13 protein-coding genes and 1 pseudogene are annotated in these 15,494 nt (G+C 60.5%); 9 read left to right on the top strand and 5 right to left on the bottom strand.

The window, feature by feature from the left end:
* Window positions 1–88: 88 nt before the first annotated feature.
* The gene (locus ACNAZA_RS14815) at window positions 89–412 is read right to left on the bottom strand and encodes a transporter substrate-binding domain-containing protein (protein ID WP_415797305.1); all 324 of its coding nucleotides are present in this window, start codon (window positions 410–412) and stop codon (window positions 89–91) included.
* 174 nt (window positions 413–586) lie between these two features.
* Here ACNAZA_RS14815 and ACNAZA_RS14810 point away from each other — a divergent pair, with 174 nt between their 5' ends.
* A complete protein-coding gene (locus ACNAZA_RS14810; RefSeq protein WP_415797304.1) occupies window positions 587–1,546 on the top strand; it encodes a LysR family transcriptional regulator in 960 nt (319 codons plus the stop codon).
* Between the two features lie 14 nt (window positions 1,547–1,560).
* Here the strand turns inward: ACNAZA_RS14810 and ACNAZA_RS14805 are convergent.
* Window positions 1,561–1,812 (bottom strand): annotated as a pseudogene (locus ACNAZA_RS14805) (IS3 family transposase); the annotation flags it as partial.
* A 157-nt stretch (window positions 1,813–1,969) separates the two neighbouring features.
* Window positions 1,970–3,232: a putative Na+/H+ antiporter gene (locus tag ACNAZA_RS14800; RefSeq protein WP_415797303.1), complete on the bottom strand. Its 1,263-nt coding sequence runs from the start codon at window positions 3,230–3,232 to the stop codon at window positions 1,970–1,972.
* Between the two features lie 785 nt (window positions 3,233–4,017).
* Here ACNAZA_RS14800 and ACNAZA_RS14795 point away from each other — a divergent pair.
* Complete coding sequence (locus tag ACNAZA_RS14795) at window positions 4,018–4,395, top strand: hypothetical protein (RefSeq protein ID WP_415797302.1); 378 nt, start codon at window positions 4,018–4,020, stop codon at window positions 4,393–4,395.
* Window positions 4,396–4,464: 69 nt separating this feature from the next.
* Here ACNAZA_RS14795 and ACNAZA_RS14790 read toward each other — a convergent pair whose 3' ends face one another.
* Window positions 4,465–4,995, bottom strand: coding sequence for a hypothetical protein (locus ACNAZA_RS14790; protein ID WP_415797301.1), 531 nt, complete (start codon window positions 4,993–4,995; stop codon window positions 4,465–4,467).
* A 94-nt stretch (window positions 4,996–5,089) separates the two neighbouring features.
* Between ACNAZA_RS14790 and ACNAZA_RS14785 the strand changes: the two genes are divergently transcribed.
* The 5 genes from ACNAZA_RS14785 (at window position 5,090) to ACNAZA_RS14765 (ending at window position 11,673) form a co-directional block, all read left to right on the top strand.
* A complete protein-coding gene (locus ACNAZA_RS14785) occupies window positions 5,090–5,701 on the top strand; it encodes a (2Fe-2S)-binding protein (RefSeq protein WP_415797300.1) in 612 nt (203 codons plus the stop codon).
* A 2-nt stretch (window positions 5,702–5,703) separates the two neighbouring features.
* The gene (locus ACNAZA_RS14780) at window positions 5,704–7,992 is read left to right on the top strand and encodes a xanthine dehydrogenase family protein molybdopterin-binding subunit (protein WP_415797299.1); all 2,289 of its coding nucleotides are present in this window, start codon (window positions 5,704–5,706) and stop codon (window positions 7,990–7,992) included.
* Between the two features lie 23 nt (window positions 7,993–8,015).
* A complete protein-coding gene (locus tag ACNAZA_RS14775) occupies window positions 8,016–9,317 on the top strand; it encodes a c-type cytochrome (RefSeq protein ID WP_415797298.1) in 1,302 nt (433 codons plus the stop codon).
* Between the two features lie 159 nt (window positions 9,318–9,476).
* Complete coding sequence (locus ACNAZA_RS14770) at window positions 9,477–10,559, top strand: XdhC family protein (protein WP_415797297.1); 1,083 nt, start codon at window positions 9,477–9,479, stop codon at window positions 10,557–10,559.
* Window positions 10,560–10,665: 106 nt separating this feature from the next.
* The gene (locus tag ACNAZA_RS14765) at window positions 10,666–11,673 is read left to right on the top strand and encodes a DNA/RNA non-specific endonuclease (RefSeq protein WP_415797296.1); all 1,008 of its coding nucleotides are present in this window, start codon (window positions 10,666–10,668) and stop codon (window positions 11,671–11,673) included.
* 177 nt (window positions 11,674–11,850) lie between these two features.
* Here the strand turns inward: ACNAZA_RS14765 and ACNAZA_RS14760 are convergent, their stop codons facing one another.
* On the bottom strand, window positions 11,851–12,783 hold the full coding sequence (locus ACNAZA_RS14760) for a LysR substrate-binding domain-containing protein (RefSeq protein ID WP_415797313.1): 933 nt from the start codon (window positions 12,781–12,783) through the stop codon (window positions 11,851–11,853).
* Between the two features lie 130 nt (window positions 12,784–12,913).
* On the opposite strand from ACNAZA_RS14760, the gene ACNAZA_RS14755 reads away from it, so the two are divergent.
* Window positions 12,914–13,909, top strand: coding sequence for a Bug family tripartite tricarboxylate transporter substrate binding protein (locus ACNAZA_RS14755; RefSeq protein ID WP_415797295.1), 996 nt, complete (start codon window positions 12,914–12,916; stop codon window positions 13,907–13,909).
* Window positions 13,910–13,955: 46 nt separating this feature from the next.
* Complete coding sequence (locus ACNAZA_RS14750; RefSeq protein WP_415797294.1) at window positions 13,956–15,479, top strand: UxaA family hydrolase; 1,524 nt, start codon at window positions 13,956–13,958, stop codon at window positions 15,477–15,479.
* Window positions 15,480–15,494: the final 15 nt, after the last annotated feature.

The following is a 15,494-nucleotide window of genomic DNA, read 5'->3' as shown; positions in this document are numbered from 1 at the left end:
GGACGTTTAAGTCCTGTGGAATACCGGCACAAGCTTGGCCTAGCCGCATAAAACCAGTCCAAGTTTTTATCCGCACCTCCACCGGGGGCTAGTGGGTCACTTCTGGGTGGAAATCAACAGCCATCACATCGACTCGTCCAAGAGACAGCTCAGGAAGGCGAGCCTCGACAGAAACAGTGCGGTGCTTGAGTTCGACGTTTAGGTTCTTGGCAAGACCTTTGCAGACGTCAATGTCAAAACCGCCATACTGGCGGGTCACGGGATCTTGGAAAGCCAGCGGCTCCGCCCCCGCAAGAGTCGCGCAAATCAGATTGCCTCGACTCTTGATTTCATCAAGACGGCTAGCGTTCGCCGTGGCACCCAAAAGGCAAAATGCGAGAACAGCCACTCGCGCGCAATTCAATCGGAACATGAAAGCAACTCCTGAAGAAGTTCGAGACCAGAATCGTGGTGATGGGTCGAGTGAACAAATTGTGGAGTCCTCTTCTCACAAAAAAAAGCGATTTATTTCGATGAAATCACATGCGTTTTTTAGATATTTATGGGATGAACCCGTACTGCGTAAAACTCTGCGGCGGTCGTTTCCATGATTTCGTTCAAGCAACTTGAAGCGATCTATTGGGTGGTCAAACTCGGTGGTTTTTCTCAGGCGGCTGAGAAGCTCCACACCACGCAGTCGGCCATATCCCGGCGTGTGAAGGAGTTGGAAAGCGCTCTGGACACGACCTTGCTTGACCGCTCTTTGCGCACAGCCCGGTTGACGGAGAAGGGACAAGAAACCTTCACGGTCGCCGAGCGCTTACTCGCTCAACGCGATGAGGCCATGGAGCAGCTGGCTCATCCGCAAGTCATCGAACGCAGGGTAAGAATTGGCCTCACCGAGCTCACTGCAATGACGTGGTTTCCGCGACTTGTCAGTCTGGTTCAAGCTCACCACCCCCGTGTCGTCATTGAGCCTGACGTAGACGCCAGCGTAACTCTCAGAGAAAAACTGTTGGCAAACGAACTCGATCTCGCCATCGTGCCGGACATTGCTGATGACAATCGGATCTCCAAGAAATCCCTTGGGAAGGTGACTAACGTTTGGATGTGTAAACCGGGCCAGTTGCCTGCGAACAAGACGTTGCGCTTGCACGAGCTTGCATCGCAACGCCTTCTGACTCAAGGCAGTCGCTCAGGCGCTGGCCTAGCTTCAGAAAATTGGTTCAAGGTTTTCGGCCTCACACCGAAAAACTCGCTTCCCAGCAACAGTCTTATCGCCCTTATTGGCATGACGGTCGCTGGCATTGGAATCAGCCCCTTGCCCCGGCATTGCCTCACACCCATGATCGAACAGGGGCTTTTGCAGGTCGTCAAAGTCACCCCAGCGATTCCCGATATGACGTATGTCGCGATGTGCAGAGTTGAGCAACGAAGCACTTTGATCAACTCCATTATTCTGCTCGCCCAGGAATCCTGTGACTTCTCGCGAGCATTTCAGCTCAGCAGTGCGCCAGAGGGCTCAGGGATCTCATCCCTATCGATTGAGAGCCATCCCTCGACTTAGCGCTCCTCTCCTTACGAGAGGTAGACTTTGCCTGCCAGCAACTGGAACTCCGAGATGTCGGCGGGCCACTTCTGGCTCAGCGCTATGGCACTGAAGTCGCAGTTCAGCAAGTTCTCCGGCGCCGGCTGATCTCGCCCAGGTAGGAACAGTAGTGTCATCGTCTTGGGACGGCAGCTATCAGCCCTCAGCTTCATCAGGCGCCAAACCGCCTTCTCCGAGACCCATACACATTGCCTGACCAGTGAGGTCTGGATCCGGCGGTAGCCCAGCTACCGGATGGCTGCCACGACTAGTTTGCCCAACTGTATTTAAAGCTGCAGCGCGCAAATTCGATCTGGACCGCCTGCAATATGCAAAGACAGGGCGGGCTTGCCCACCTGCCCAAGGGTAGTCCAGGCAAATCCATCCTCTGGCTATGTTCGCTCAAAGAAACATGAATGCAGCCACCGCAACAGCCGTAGGCCCCAAGGCACCAAACAGCAGCCCCACAGCGCTTACCGTCTCATCTGCAAAACCTCGTTTAAGCAAGGCCACACCGGCAGGGTTGGGCGCATTGGCTATGACGGTAAGACCACCGCCAGCCACGGCTCCGGCCACCAGCATGTACTTGGACTCATCGGAGATGCCGGCAATCAGAGAGCCAAGATAGGTCAATGCCGCGTTATCCGTGATGGCGGTCAAGCCCACTGCTCCGATGAAGAGTTCCAAAGGCTTCAAGCTCGACACAATGGGCTGCAACCACCATTGCTGCATGCCGCCCAGAACGACCAGTCCCGCCAGAAAGAAGCCTACCAACAAAGCTTCCTTGATGATGAGCGGGCTTTGGTGCTTGCCATAAGCCTGAGTGAAGCCCAGGAACATCAGAAACAGGCCCAGGAAGATCACGGGATGATGCGCGAACAGCACAACTCCGGCCAGCAAAAGCAGATGAACGGCGACAACCGACCACGGTACGCGCACGTCAGTAGGCAAGTCTTCATTGCCTGGCAAGCTCGGGCGCAGATGGTTTCTCAGCAAGAACGTGGCAACACTGGCATTGACCAGCACCGCCAATGCGGCCTTCCAGCCGAAGGTGGCAAACATGAAAGCACTGTCCCACTGCCAGGTTGTCGCCACCATCAGCACGGGCGGCGCGGCATAGGAGGTCAGCGTGCCGCCGATAGAGACATTCACAAAGAGCACGCCCAAGGCCAGATACTTCAGGCCCTCGGGCACATGGGGACGGAAGATCTGAGGCGCCAACATCAGCGCTGCAATAGTCATGGCAGCTGGCTCCGTAACCAGGGAGCCGAGCAAAGGCACGGCCGCCAAGCCCAACCAGGCAGATGCCAACGGCGTAGGCAACGGAGCCCAACGCGCGATGGTGTTCACCAGTGACATGACCGTGACCAGAACGGGTTTGGAGGCCGCAATCACCATCACCACAAACACAAACAGCGGCTCCGTGTAGTTACGTGACTCTGCGTACTGCAAAGCACTGCTGCTGCCAGAAGACAGTGCCATCAGCACGATCAGCACAATGGCCCAGAAGCCAAAGACGACCTCTACCTCGCCCAGCAGGTGGAACAAGCCAGAGTGGCGAGGAAAACGGTGAGAGAGGCGCTCAAACTGTTTGGCAGCAAAAGTGTGCGCCAGAGCAATCGCAAAAATCGATGCGGCAATCCATTCGATGGGAAGGTCGAACATGTAATAAGTGGTCGTAGAAACGCAGCGAGGCGGCCCGACCTTCGCTACTTTCCTGGTACGCCCCAATGACATGCCACCCGGGCGCAATTTTAAAGGCCAGGCCTAAACCCCTGGAGTCAGAAGTGAACCGGCAGCCCCTTGGTCTTATGCGAGAAAAGTCCTGCGCCCAAACAAGTCGACAGGGATACCGTTTTGGTCTGCCACACCACATCGCGTGCCTCACATCGGCTCCGCATACCTCGCCACCGTACCGCGCCCATGACGTCAGCCGCAAGCCTTTGTACCCTTGATCCTCACCCACCTTCATGCCGATCATGCTTTGGCGCCTGGACCCTGCTCGATCAAAATCCCCGCATCGTGGCCGAAGAGCGCTTCATCAGCCAGATGGAGTTGGACATGCGCAGCAACGGCCTGATCGCCCGCAACAACCAACAGAGCGCGGCCGATGTTCCGCGCAGCTAGGGCAACGCAGTGCACCGATAGCTGGTGTTTGATGGACGCACCGGGCACGGTCCTGGCTATCGAGCCACTTCAAACAAAAAACGAGGCCGCAAGGCCTTTTTTTGTGGCCCGTGTCATCGCGAGATATGACCCATACAGCAAGTTTCCGCCTGCACAATGCTCAAACGCCCAGACGAAAAATGGGTGCCGAGAAACTCGAAAAGTAACATAAGCTTGTGTATCTTCTGTTTTAGCTGGTAATTTAGACGCAGGCCAAATATATTCTTGGTGTAAGTTAAATGACTACATCCAATTTCCGAATCCAGCAGTCCTAGGCCTGAACCATGATCTACCCTTTTGCCGCACGCCTGCAGACATGGATTTCCCGTCTGCAAGCCGCGCAACCTTGCAGCTCACAGCAGACGGCCCATGACATGGTCATCGACCTTTGGATTGCAGTGAACAGCGAACTGGGTGCCCCCGAGTCGCTGATCAAGGCATTGCGCCGCCGCAGTTTCAGCCAGGCACATGGCTGGAACGGCGTGGGAAGCGCAGTTGCGTATTGGGATCTGGATGAGGAAGCCTCGGTGCGCGTCTATCTTCACGACGACGGAGCGATTGTGGTGCAGCAAATGGATGCCGAAAATCGGGAAATCTTGTTTACCCAACCCGGCATTGCTACGGTAGGCGTGGCTACAGCCAGCATTCCCGAGAGCTGCTAAAAAATTGCCCGCACAAGGCGGGCAATCAAATTGTGGGGTCGTACCAAGTGAGTCTGCCAGTCTCAACGCTCAATGCATTTGAATGGTTGGCAGGAAACTCATCTCATCCTCCGGCTGCCGCTTATTACATTTGCACTGCTGCTGACTGAAATTCAGACTTTTGATAAGTTGCCCCATCTGGAGCGGCCAGTACACAGACTTGTACTGCCTTTGAGCCAAGGGGTGCATCTCGTCCTTCAAAGAGGCTATATGCTTTTGCACCGCCGCTGTCATAGCCAGTCTCACAGACTCCGACTTCGCTATCGGCACCGCTGTTGAGACTTGTTTTTCTGCTTCATGGTTTACTCCTTCCGAGTAGTGAACAGCAAGCCAGAGCCTGTCTGCCATGCACTCATGGATGAACCTCAAGAAAAAACCTTGTTGTATGAATCTGTTGCACAGCCGCTTCGCACAGACTCTCTCCACGTAATACCTGTCTGGCTTTGACTTATGTGCCTGCCCATTGCGGCACAGCTCATGCCAGCCGGCCCAGCCGCTCTCCGGGCTTTGCAGCGCTTGCCCCTCAGCGCCGCCATCCTTGCATTGCCGCATTTCTTTCAAACGCCTTGAATTCATCGCTGCATCGCACCATCAAGCAAGCAATTCATGTGAGTCTTATAATTGACTATACATAAAACCCAACACGATGGATGCCATGAAATTCACCCTGAACGGCCAGGAAGTGGACGCGCCTAGCGCAGCTCCCGATACACCTCTTCTCTATGTGCTGCGCAATGACATGCAGCTCAACGGCCCCAAGTTTGGTTGCGGCCTGGGCGAGTGCGGCGCTTGCGCCGTGCTGATTGACGGCAAGGTAGCCCGCTCCTGCTCTGTACCGCTGAGCGTGGTTCAAGGCAAGAAAGTCACCACGCTGGAAGGCCTCTCTCCCGAAGCCAGCCAGGACGCCAAAGCCAAAGCCTTGCGCAATGCAGCCGTGCTGGATGTCAGCGCAGACAAAAGCGCAATGCCCGCAGCTGCAGCACGCACCTTCACCTTGCATGTGGTTCAGCAGGCCTTTGTCGATGCGCAGGCCGCACAGTGCGGCTACTGCACCAACGGCATGATCATGGCTCTGGTGGCCCTGTTCAATCAAAAGCCCCAGGCCAGCGATGAGGAAGTCAAACACGCTTTGTCGGGCCATCTGTGCCGCTGCGGCACCCACGTGGAAATCATGCAGGCCGCAGCGCGTGCCCGCGAGCTGATTGCACAAGGCCGCAGTGCAGCCATTCCCGCCGCTGCCGCATCCAAAGAACAAAAGGCCGCTTGATCATGAAATTCTTTACCAAAGACAATCAAGCGCAACTCACCCGTCGCCAGTTGCTCAAGGCCGGCGGCATGCTGATGGTCGGCTCCGTGGCCGGCGGCCATTTGCTGATGGCCCAGACCGCTCCCGAAACAGCCGCCAAGGGCGCATTTTCGATTCCTTCGGCCAAACTGGTGGACAGCTTCATCGCCATTGGCGCCGATGGCTCGGTGACCGCCTACAACGGTCACGTAGACCTGGGCACGGGCATCCGCACGGCGCTGGGTCAGCTGGTGGCTGACGAGCTGTATGTGGACTTCTCCGCCGTGACCATGGTGCTGGGCCACACAGCCCGCACTCCCGACCTCGGCCCCACGATTGCCAGCAACACCATCCAGGTCTCGTCCCTGCCCATGCGCCACGCCGCAGCGCAGGTACGCCAGTTGCTGATCAAGCTGGCCAGCGAAAAATCCGGTATTCCTGCCGAGCGCATCACCACGCAAAAAGGCTTTGTCATCGCCGGCGGCAAGCGCTTTGGCTATGGCGAGTTGGTGCAAGGCCAGGATCTGCAGATCGAAGTGGACGACAAGATCGAGCTGCGCAAGTCCGGTTTTGAGTATGTCGGCAAGTCCGTGCAGCGCGTGGACATTCCCAACAAGGTGCTGGGCGCGCTCACCTACATCCACGATCTGCGCGTGCCCGGCATGCTGCACGGCCGCGTGATTCGACCACCCTATACCGGCGCTGATGCCACGGCACCTCTGGGCTCCAGCCTGGTCTCGGTCGATGAAAAGTCCATCGCCCACCTGCCCGGCATCGTCAAGGTCGTGGTCAAGGGCGACTTCGTCGGCGTGGTCGCCGAGCGTGAAGAGCAGGCCATTGCCGCCATGCACCAGCTCAAGGTCACCTGGAAGGAATGGGCGGGTCTGCCCGACCTGTCCCTGGACGGCCTGCACAAAACCCTGGTCGATCACACCAAGACCGATCGTGTGCTGCAAGAAGATGAAGGCGCTCTGCAAGCAGTAGAGCAGGCCAAGATTCAACTGACACGCGACTATGTCTGGCCCTATCACGCACACGGCTCCATCGGCCCATCCTGCGCGATTGCGGAAGTGGGCAATGGCCAAATTCAGGTCTGGACCGGTTCGCAAAACCCTCACGACGTGTGCAAGGACATCTCCAAGCTCATGGACGTGAACGCCGACAACGTCAACGTGACCCGCCTGGAGGCCTCCGGCTGCTATGGCCGCAACTGCGCCGACGACGTCTGCTCCGATGCCGCCCTGATGTCTGCTGCTGTCGGCGGCAAGCCTGTGCGCGTGCAGCTGATGCGCGAGCAGGAGTCCGGCTGGGAACCCAAGGGCACCGGCCAGTTGATCCGCGTGCGCGGCGGCATGGACGAGCAACACAATGTGACTGCCTACGAGCTGCGCACCTGCTACCCGTCCAACAACGCTTCCGCGCTAGCCCTGATCCTGACGGGCAAGGTTCCCGCCAAGATCAATGCCCAGCAAATGGGTGACCGCACGGCGATCCCGCAGTACGAATACCCCAAGATGCGCATGATTTCGCAGGATGCCGTGCCTATCGTGCGCGCCTCCTGGATGCGCGGCGTTTCCGCCTTGCCCAATGTTTTCGCGCATGAATCCTGGATTGATGAGTGCGCTTATCTGGCCAAGGCCGACCCCATCGAGTACCGCCTGCGCTACCTCAAAGACCCGCGCGCCGTGGCGCTGATTGCCGAAGCCAAGAAGCAGTGCAACTGGGTTGCAGGCCCAGCCCACCGCACGCCAGCCCCCGACGATCAACGCTTGGTCAAAGGCCGCGGTTTTGCCTATGCGCGCTACATCCATAGCAAATTCCCCGGCTATGGCGCAGCCTGGGCCACCTGGGTAGTCGATGTGACCGTGGATCGTGAAACCGGCGCAGTCAAGGTGGACAAGGTCTTTGTGGCCCAGGACACCGGTGCCATGGTCAACCCCGCAGGCGTGCGCCATCAGGTGCACGGCAATGTGGTGCAGTCCACCAGCCGCGTGCTCAAGGAGTTTGTCACTTTCGACAAGAGCGGCGTGACCTCGCTGGAATGGGGCGGCTACCCCATCCTGCGCTTTGACGAACTGCCCGAGATCGACTCCCTGCTGGTCGAGCGTCCCGACGAAGCGCCCATGGGCGCCGGTGAATCGGCCTCCGTGCCCAGCGCGGCTGCCGTGGCCAATGCCATCTTCGATGCTGCCGGCATCCGTCTGCTGGAAGTGCCGTTCACGCCCAGCCGCGTGCTGGCTGCGCTCAAGGCAGCCAAGACCGCATCCAAGTGACCCACAAAGCAGAGACGATCAAGATGAACACCTTCAAAAAAATCGTGGTGGGTGGCGCCGCACTCGTGGTGGTACTGGCCGCCGCCGGCCTGGCCCTGACCCATCAAGGCGAGATTGCCGCGCAAACCAGCATTCCGACGGCCGAGTTCTCCCCCCAGCAAATTGCCAAGGGCAAGCTGCTGGCCGCCATGGGCGACTGCGCGGTATGTCACACCGCACCCAATGGCAAGACCAATGCCGGCGGCCTGGCCATGCCCAGCCCCTTCGGCACCATCTACACCAGCAACATCACGCCCGATGCCCAAACCGGCATTGGCGGCTGGAGTTATGAGGCCTTCGAGCGCGCCATGCGCCATGGCGTGGACCGCGAAGGCAATTACCTCTATCCCGCCTTCCCCTACACTGCCTTCTCGCGGGTGACGGATGAGGATATGCAATCGCTCTACGCCTATCTCATGAGCGAGCCTGCCGTGGAGTACGCACCGCCCAAGACGGCGCTGAACTTCCCCTACAACGTGCGCCGAGGCATTGCTGCCTGGAACTGGTTGTATCTGAAGCCCGGCGTGGTCAAGGACGATGAAAAGCAGCCGCCCGAATGGAACCGCGGCGCTTATCTGGTCGAAGGCCTGGGCCATTGCAGCGCCTGCCATACGCCGCGCAACGGCCTGGCAGCGGAAAAGACCGGAGAGTTCCACCTGACGGGCGGTAGCGCCGAAGGCTGGGATGCTCCGGCCCTGACCAGCCAATCGCCCTCGCCCCTGCCCTGGACCAAGGCCGATCTGCTCAGCTATATGAAGACCGGCTTCTCGGAACGCCACGGCGTGGCCGCCGGCCCCATGGCGCCGGTTGCTCACGGCCTGAGCCAGCAATCCGATGCGGACCTGGACGCGATTGCCACTTACCTGATGTCTTACCGTGATGCGGATGCCGCACCCGGCGACGCACAAGCCATGATCAAGGAAAAGACAGCCACGCCCAAGCTGGCACTGGACGCAGAAGGCTATCGCCTCTACCAGGGCGCCTGCATGGCCTGCCACCGTGCCGATCCTTCGGCCAGCACCTTTGGCGTGCGCCCGCAACTGGCCTTGAGCACCAGCCTGCACGCCGCCTCGCCTGACAACGCCATCATGGCCGTGCTCGAAGGCGTGCAACAGCCGGCCCATGCGGACCTGGGCACCATGCCCGCTTTCCGCCATGCCTTGAGCGATGCACAGATCGCCACCCTGCTCAACACCATGCGTGCCCAATACGGCATGGGCGAGTGGAGCGATCTGCCAAACCAGGTGGGCAAGCTGCGTAAGCAGACGGCAGCGCAGTCCCACTGACCCGCTGCTTGAAGCCAGGCCTTCCCGGCGTCTGCATGCAGGCCCGGGAAGGCCTTTTTCATGCATGCACTTTGGGTTCCGTTTAGGGTTCACATACATAGAAATAACACCTGCCCAACGGCAATATGCGAGCAGGTGTTCGATACAAGGAAGCGATCAATGGACAACATCGATGTCATGGTGCTCAAGGCATTGCGGGACTGGCGCGCAGCCGGTCAACGCGCCTTGCTGGCCACCGTCGTTCGCACCTGGGGATCCTCGCCAAGACCCGTGGGCTCCATGATGGCACTGCGCGAAGACGGGCGAGCCATAGGTTCGGTCTCGGGCGGCTGCATAGAAGATGATTTGATTGCGCGCTACACCCAGGCACTGAACAGCAATGCCGGCATTCCCGACGGCCCGCCACAGCTGGCGCGCTATGGCGTGAGTGCCGACGAAGCCCATCGTTTTGGCCTGCCCTGTGGCGGCACGCTGGAGCTGCTGCTCGAATTCAACCCCGATGCCGCCAGTCTGCAGGACCTGGTCCAACAGCTCGAAGGCGGCTGTCTGGTCCAGCGCGCCGTGGATTGCGGCAACGGCCACGTCGCCCTGACCCCCACCCAACAGCCCGGCACGCTGGAGTTTGACGGCCATACCCTGACCAACCATCTGGGTCCGGGCTACCGCATGCTCTTAATCGGTGCTGGCGCCCTGGCCGAGTATCTGGCCACCATGGCCTTGTTCAACGGTTTTACCGTCACCGTGTGCGATCCGCGCGAGGAATACATGGGCAGTTGGGCCGTGCCCCAGGTCCGCAAGGTCAGCGATATGCCGGACGACGCGGTGACCGCTTTCAAGCCCGATGCGCGCAGCTGCATCGTCGCCCTCACCCATGACCCCAAGCTGGACGATCTGGCCCTGCTGGAAGCCCTGCATAGCTCGGCCTTTTATGTGGGTGCCATAGGCTCGCGCCGCAACAACCAGGCCAGACGCGAGCGCATGATGGAACACTTCGGCGAAACCGAAGCCTCCCTGGCCCTGCTGCGCGGCCCCATTGGCCTGTATATCGGCAGCAAGACCCCGGCCGAGATTGCCGTGAGTGTGATGGCCGAAATCCTGGCCGTGAAAAACGGCGTCAGCCTGCCCCAGATCATGTCGGTGGAAACGGCCAAGCAAGAGCACGATGTGGCCATGAACGAGGCCAGCACCCAATGCGCTGTGGCCCAGATACTGGAGCCGGCGGCGGCCGCGCCAAAGCCTTGAAATCCGGGCACTGAAACACCCGGTTTCATTGCCCGTCCCATAAAGTGCGGCCTAAAGGCCGCACTATGCTTTTGGAAGCACCAAGGCGGCGTACCATTGCGCCCGCATGACCACCGCCAAGAACAAGAAAACGCCGGCGCGCAAGCGCAGCGCGGCCTCCAGGAAATCGGCCTTATTCAGTTTTTCCCGCACCAAGCGCTTTGCGATCTCTTGTGCCACCACCGCCCTGGCCAGCTTTCAGATTGCCAGCTGCGGCTTCAACCCCGGCTGGTCGGCAGACAAGCTCATCAACCAGGCGCTGGCGGCGCTGCATCTGCCGGCACTGGACGCTTTCCGCAAAAACGGCTGGCCGCATTTGCCGGGCAACTCCACCTCGGGAGCTTCTCATTCTCCCAGTGTCGGCGGCACGGTCGCGCGCAGCCCTGCACAAGCGGGCGGCCAGACCAGCCGCTTTAGCCACTGCACGCAGTTTTTCCCGGGTGGTCAGGCGCCGGCCCTGCAGCTGCAAACCCATGAGCGCGAGCTGTGCTTCAGCAGCTTTGCCGTGCTGCACAACGGGCTGACCAAGACCCCGGTGTTCGTGGTCGAGCGCCTGAACCGCAGTACGCTGCAGCAAGGCCAGGGTCTGGAGCGTAGCGACAAGTTTTATGCCGACGCGCGTCTGCCACGCGCCGAACGCTCCGAACTGGACGATTACAAACGCTCGGGCTACTCACGCGGCCATATGGCACCGGCCGCCGACATGAGTACGCCCGAGGCCATGGCCCAGAGCTTCAGCCTGGCAAATATGGTGCCGCAAAACCAGGTGCACAACGGTGGCGCCTGGAGCCAGGTCGAGCAAGCCACGCGTAAATACGCGCTACGCGCCAAGGGCGATGTCTATGTGTTTACCGGCCCGGTATTTGCCAGGAATGCGCCCACAATTGGCCCCGGCAAGGTGGCAGTCCCCAGCCATATCTTCAAGTTGGTGTACGACGCCAGCACCGGCCAGAGCTGGGTGCATTGGCAGGCCAACAGCGCCGACACCCGGATGGACAGTCCCATCAGCTACGAAGAGTTCACGCGGCGCACCGGCATGCCGCTGCTGTCGTCCATTCGCGCTCCGCGCGCCTGATCTCCAATCCGCAAGCAATAAAAAGAGAGCTTATAGCGCTTTTTTTATCCTGATTTCAGCAACGAATCGACCTGAGGTCAATTATTTACCGGCGCTATCCGCTCTCTAATCAAGAGCAAGCGACACCGTAGTCTGCAACGCTTGCGGCATCGCTTTTCAATGCCCAGCCCCAGGGCCTTAGCGCGATGCCACCGTCTCGCGCAAGCTGTCCACCAGCAACTGGCTGGCCGGCGTTTTTGCACGTCCTCGCAGCGTGATGATGCCCACATGCGGCAGCTCTATCGGCACCTTGAGGTTCAGAATGCAAAGCAGCCCTTGGCACTCGAAATGCTCGGCAACGCTGCGCGCGAGAAAACCGATGGCTGGGCGCTGCTGCATGCCCGAGAGCGTGACCAGAAAGGACGAGGTTTCGACAATGTCCGTCGGCGGCAGCAACTGGTGCTTGTAGAACATCTGGGCCAGCTTCGAGCGGGATGAAGCCCAGGGCGGCGGCACCACCCAAGGCAGCTGCGCCAGCAGCGTCCAGCTCGGTTGTGGCGTCTTGGCCAAGGGATGCTCGGGGCTCACCACAATGCACATCGGCTCCGGGTAAAGAGACTCGGTCTCAAGATCCGGCGACGCATAACCGGGCTCCAGCCGGCCCACGATCAAGTCCAGCTCTCCCACGCGCAGCCTGGGCAGCAGCCGCGTGAGGTCGCCCTCCTCCACCATGACCGTCGTCAGCTGAGAGCGCTGCTTGACCCGCACGATGGCCGGCATCAGCAGACTGGGCAAGGCGACCACCATGGCACCGACGCTGGTCCGCCCCACGCCGCCGCTGGCCTGCGCACTGATTTCATCGCGCGTGCGCTGGTAATCGGCGAGCACCGAGCGGGCAAAGCGCACCACGGTGACGCCATGGGAAGTGGGTTCGGTGCCTCTGGTGGAGCGCACGAAAAGTTGCAGATCGAACATCTTCTCGATCTCCGCCAGCATCTTGGATACCGCGGGCTGGGTGATGGACAGGAACTCCGACACCCGTCCCAGGTGGCGAAACTCATCCAGCGCCACCAGCAATTGCAGGTGGCGCAGCTTCAGGTTGGATCTCAGAACGCGGTCTATCTGGCTCATGGGGTTCTTGTTGGCTGCGCTCTTCATAACTTCCAAGTTATGAAGCGAGTCCGCTATGTCATTAGATTGCAATCATTATCTTCAGAATAATCCGCGGGGCTGACCCTAAAACAATCATTCGGAGACAACGATGAATCCCTCCCGCCCCGTGACCCGGCGCCAACTCGTTCTTGGCAGCCTCGGCGCCGCTGCCTTGAGCACCACATCGGCGCGCGTGCTCGCCGCCGAATATCCCGAACGCCCCATCACCTTCATCTGCCCCTGGCCGGCAGGCGGCACCGCAGATCGCTCCATGCGCATCATTTGCCAGATCGCGGCGCGCGAACTGGGTCAGCCCATTGCACTGGACAACCGCGCCGGGGCCTCCGGCATGATCGGCTCCAAAGCCCTGTCTTCCGCACGCCCGGACGGCTACACCATCGGCCAGATACCGATTTCGGTGACCCGTTTCTCTCAGCTGGGCACGGTACAGCTCGATCCGCTCAAGGACTTCACCTACCTGGCCCGGACTTCGGGTCAGACTTTCGGCATTGCCGTGCCAGCGAACTCCCCGTTCAAGTCTCTGCGCGACGTGATCGCCAAGGCCAAGGCCCAGCCCGGCGTCATCACCTATGCGCATGCCGGCATCGGCGGCGCCACCCATGTGGGGATGGAGCAGTTCGCACAGGCGGCCGGTGTGCGCTTCAACGCCATCGCCTACAAGGGCGGCTCGGCGGCCTTGCAGGACGTGCTGGGCGGCCAGGTCGATCTGCTGGCCGACAGCTCCTCCTGGGCACCCCATGTCGAAGCCGGCAAGATGCGCCTGCTGGCCACCTGGGGTGAGGCACGCACGCCGCGCTTCAAGGACACGCCCACGCTCAAGGAACTGGGTTTTGACGTGGTGGTGGAAGCGCCCAACGGCATCGGTGCGCCCAAGGGCTTGCCTGCCGTCATCGAAAAACGCCTGCGCGACGCCTTCCGCACGGCCGTCAACAGCGAAGAGTTCCGCAAGGTGGCCGAGAGCATCGACGCGCCCGTCATGTACCAGGACGGGCCTGACTACCGCAAATACATACAGGCCGTCTACCAGCAAGAGACCGAGCTGATCCGCAAGCTCAGCCTCAAAGAGCTGATGGCCAAGGGCTGATCCCCCGGCCATTGCCCTGTCCCATCCGCTTGCCGCTTTCCTATATATGAACCACAGCTCCCTGCTTCGTCTGCACCCGAACGACAATGTTCTCGTTGCCAAGACCGCCATTGCCCTGGGCGAAGTGATTGCCGAATTCGGCGTGCGCGCCAGGGCGCAGATTCCTGCCGGCCACAAGATCGCAGCGCGGGCCATTGCGGCCGGCGAACGCGTGTTGAAGTACGACACCATGATCGGCGTAGCCGCGCGCGACCTGCAAGCCGGCGACTATGTGCACAGTCACAACCTCTCCCTGGTGGACAGCTACCGCGATCCGGCCTTTTGCCAGGACGTGCGCCCGGTGGACTTTGTGCCCGAGGCACAGCGCGCGACCTTCATGGGCTTCGAGCGGCCCGGTGGCGGCATCGGCACGCGCAACTTCATCGGCATTCTGTCGTCGGTCAACTGTTCGGCCACCGTGATCAAGCGCATCGCAGCGCACTTCACGCCCGAACGCCTGGCGGCCTTTCCCAATGTGGACGGCGTGGCGGCCTTTGCGCAGTCCAGCGGCTGCGGCATGTCGTCCCCCAGCGAGCATTTCGACCTGCTGCGCCGCACACTGGCCGGCTATGCACGCCACCCCAACCTGGCCGGCGTGCTCATCGTGGGCCTGGGCTGCGAGCGCAACCAGGTCGATGCGCTACTCGACTCTCAGGGTCTCGATTCCGGTCGACTGCTGCGCACGCTGGTAATGCAGGAAGTCGGAGGCACGCGCCAGACCATAGAGGCCGGCATCCGCGCCATCGAGGAAATGCTGCCCGAGGCCAATGCCGCACAGCGCACGCGCGTCAGCGCCCAGCACTTGAAAATCGGACTCGAATGCGGTGGCTCCGACGGGTTCTCGGGCATTACCGCCAACCCCGCACTCGGCGCTGCGATGGATTTACTGGTGCGCCACGGCGGCACGGCTATTCTGTCCGAGACACCCGAGATCCATGGCGTGGAGTTCATGCTCACGCGCCGCGCAGCCACCCCGGAAGTGGGGCAAAAGCTGCTCGACCGCCTGGCCTGGTGGGAGCACTATGCAGCGGGCCAGAACGCCCAGTTCAACGGCGTGGTCGGCCACGGCAACCAGGCCGGCGGCCTGGCCAATATTTTCGAGAAATCGCTGGGTTCGGCCATGAAAGGCGGGACCACGCCGCTGCGTGCCGTGTACGAATATGCCGAGCCAATCAAAGAGCCCGGCTTTGTCTTCATGGACTCGCCAGGCTACGACCCCGTGGCAGCAACGGGCCAGATTGCCAGCGGAGCCCAGCTGATCTGCTTTACCACCGGGCGCGGCTCCATGTTCGGCAGCAAGCCCGCGCCGACCATCAAGCTGGCCAGCAACACGCCGATGTTCCGCCGCCTGGAAGACGACATGGACATCAACTGCGGCGTGGTCATTGACGGCGAACTATCCGTGCCCGAACTGGGCCAGCGCATCTTCGAACAGATTCTGTGGCACGCCTCGGGCGAACCGACCAAGAGCGAGCTGCTGGGCCTCGGCGACCACGAGTTCGTGCCCTGGCACCTGGGCATTGTGAGTTGATTGTTCGCCCACCCC

This window comes from Comamonas aquatilis, assembly GCF_965139575.1.
GTDB lineage: Bacteria > Pseudomonadota > Gammaproteobacteria > Burkholderiales > Burkholderiaceae_C > Comamonas > Comamonas aquatilis.
Note: the sequence above shows the minus strand (reverse complement) of the source record. Positions and strands in the feature narration are given on the sequence as shown.

What these genes read in the sequence shown, in the direction of transcription:
- ACNAZA_RS14795 (WP_415797302.1), top strand. Translation starts at nt 4,018, where the DNA reads ATGATCTACCCTTTTGCCGCACGCCTGCAGACATGGATTTCCCGTCTG.
- ACNAZA_RS14750 (WP_415797294.1), top strand. Translation starts at nt 13,956, where the DNA reads ATGAACCACAGCTCCCTGCTTCGTCTGCACCCGAACGACAATGTTCTC.
- ACNAZA_RS14785 (WP_415797300.1), top strand. Translation starts at nt 5,090, where the DNA reads ATGAAATTCACCCTGAACGGCCAGGAAGTGGACGCGCCTAGCGCAGCT.
- ACNAZA_RS14800 (WP_415797303.1), bottom strand. Translation starts at nt 3,232, where the DNA reads ATGTTCGACCTTCCCATCGAATGGATTGCCGCATCGATTTTTGCGATT.
- ACNAZA_RS14770 (WP_415797297.1), top strand. Translation starts at nt 9,477, where the DNA reads ATGGACAACATCGATGTCATGGTGCTCAAGGCATTGCGGGACTGGCGC.
- ACNAZA_RS14755 (WP_415797295.1), top strand. Translation starts at nt 12,914, where the DNA reads ATGAATCCCTCCCGCCCCGTGACCCGGCGCCAACTCGTTCTTGGCAGC.
- ACNAZA_RS14815 (WP_415797305.1), bottom strand. Translation starts at nt 412, where the DNA reads ATGTTCCGATTGAATTGCGCGCGAGTGGCTGTTCTCGCATTTTGCCTT.
- ACNAZA_RS14760 (WP_415797313.1), bottom strand. Translation starts at nt 12,783, where the DNA reads ATGAGCCAGATAGACCGCGTTCTGAGATCCAACCTGAAGCTGCGCCAC.
- ACNAZA_RS14810 (WP_415797304.1), top strand. Translation starts at nt 587, where the DNA reads ATGATTTCGTTCAAGCAACTTGAAGCGATCTATTGGGTGGTCAAACTC.
- ACNAZA_RS14775 (WP_415797298.1), top strand. Translation starts at nt 8,016, where the DNA reads ATGAACACCTTCAAAAAAATCGTGGTGGGTGGCGCCGCACTCGTGGTG.
- ACNAZA_RS14765 (WP_415797296.1), top strand. Translation starts at nt 10,666, where the DNA reads ATGACCACCGCCAAGAACAAGAAAACGCCGGCGCGCAAGCGCAGCGCG.
- ACNAZA_RS14780 (WP_415797299.1), top strand. Translation starts at nt 5,704, where the DNA reads ATGAAATTCTTTACCAAAGACAATCAAGCGCAACTCACCCGTCGCCAG.